At 57.7% G+C, this 2,056-nt stretch carries 1 protein-coding gene; it reads left to right on the top strand.

From position 1 onward, the window contains the following. On the top strand, positions 1-2,056 hold a 2,056-nt coding region (locus ACO6UX_RS23405), incomplete at both ends, for a DUF1601 domain-containing protein (protein ID WP_422450706.1).

Below are 2,056 nucleotides of genomic sequence, written 5' to 3'. Positions count from 1 at the left end.
AGGACAGAAGCAGACAACGGAATTCAACGAGGCCGTTGTCGCGCTGTTGCCCCACGTGAGCGCAAAGAAAAACCAATTTAAGGCCCAGGGCATTGCCAACCTGCTTTGGGCCATGGCGAAACTGGTGGACAACGGGTTGGAGCAGACACCAGAGTTCAAAGAGGCCATGGGTGCCCTGTTGCCCCATGTGAACACACAGAAAGACCAATTCAATGCCCAGGGTATCGCCAACCTGCTGTGGGCCATAGCGAAACTGTCGGACAACGGGCAGAAGCGGACACCAGGGCTCAACGAGGCCGTGGCCGCCCTGTTGCCCCTCGTGAACGCACAGAAAGACCAACTTAATGCCCAGGGCATTACCAACCTGCTGTGGGCCATTACGAAACTGGTGGACAACGGGCTGGAGCGGACACCAGGGCTCAACGAGGCCGTGGCCGCCCTGTTGCCCCTCGTGAACGCACAGAAAAACCAACTTAATGCCCGGGACATTGCCAACCTGCTGTGGGCCATTACGAAACTGGTGGACAACGGGCTGGAGCGGACACCAGGGCTCAACGAGGCCGTGGCCGCCCTGTTGCCTCTCGTGAACGCGCAGAAAGACCAATTTATTCCTCAGCATATCGCCAACCTGCTGTGGGCCATGGCGAAACTGGTGGAAAACGGGCTGGAGCGGACACCAGGAGTCAACGAGGCCCTGGTCGCGCTGTTCCCCCGGGTGAACGCACAGAAAGACCAATTTAATGTCCAGGATATCGCCAACCTGCTGTGGGCCATGGCGAAACTGGTGGACAACGAGCAGGAGTGGACACCAGGATTCAAAGAGGCCGTGGCCGCCCTGTTGCCCCACGTGAACGCACAGAAAGACCAATTTATTCCTCAGCATATCGCCAACCTGCTGTGGGCCATGGCGAAACTGGTGGACAATGGGCAGGAGCAGACACCGGGGCTCAACGGGGCCGTGGCCGCCCTGTTGCCTCTCGTGAACGCACAGAAAGACCAATTTATTCCTCAGCATATCGCCAACCTGCTGTGGGCCATGGCGAAACTGGTGGACAATGGGCAGGAGCAGACACCGGGGCTCAACGGGGCCGTGGCCGCCCTGTTGCCTCTCGTGAACGCACAGAAAGACCAATTTAATGCCCAGGGAATCGCCAACCTGCTGTGGGCCATGACGAAACTGGTGGACAATGGGCAGGAGCAGACACCGGGGCTCAACAGGGCCGTGGCCGCCCTGTTGCCCCTCGTGAACGCACAGAAAGACCAATTTAATGCCCAGGGAATCGCCAACCTGTTGTGGGCCATGGCGAAACTGGTGGACAACGGGCAGGAGCGGACACCAGAGCTCAACGAGGCCGTGGCCGCCCTGTTGCCCCACGTGAACGCACAAAAAGACCAATTTATTGCCCAGCATGTTGCCAACCTGCTGTGGGTCATGGCGAAACTGGTGGACAATGGGCAGGAACAGACACCAGAGTTCAACGAGGCCGTAGCCGCACTGTTGCCCTGCGTGAACGCACAAAAAGACCAATTTAATGCCCGGGATATCGCCAACCTGCTGTGGGCCATGGCGAAACTGGTGGACAACGAGCAGAAGCAGACACCCGGGCTCAACGAGGCCGTGGCCACGCTACTGCCCCACGTGAAAGTACAGAAAGCTGACTTTAAACCACAGGATATCGCCAACCTGCTGTGGGCCATGGCGAAACTGGTAGACAACAGGTACGAGCAGACACCAGAGTTCAACAAAACCGTGGCTGCGCTGTTGACCTGCGTGATCGTACAAAAAGCTAACTTTAACCCACAGGAAATCGCCAACCTGCTTTGGGCCATGGCAAAACTGGTGGATAACGGGCAGGAGCAAACACCAGGGCTCTACGAGGCCGTGGCCGCGCTGTTGCACCGGGTGAACGCACAGGAAGACCAATTTAATGCCCGGGGTATTGCCAACCTGCTGTGGGCCACGGCCAAACTGGGTGAACTCATTGAGCTGAACGTGGCTACCTCTGCGTTCGAATCGCTTGTCTATCGAATCAGTAAGAACCTTCAGTTTACTCAG

Origin of the sequence: Endozoicomonas sp. ALB091, assembly GCF_049310265.1 — a bacterium.
Classification (GTDB): Bacteria; Pseudomonadota; Gammaproteobacteria; order Pseudomonadales; family Endozoicomonadaceae; genus Endozoicomonas.
The sequence above is the reverse complement of the archived record's forward strand: the minus strand, read 5'-3'. Positions and strand labels throughout refer to the sequence as shown.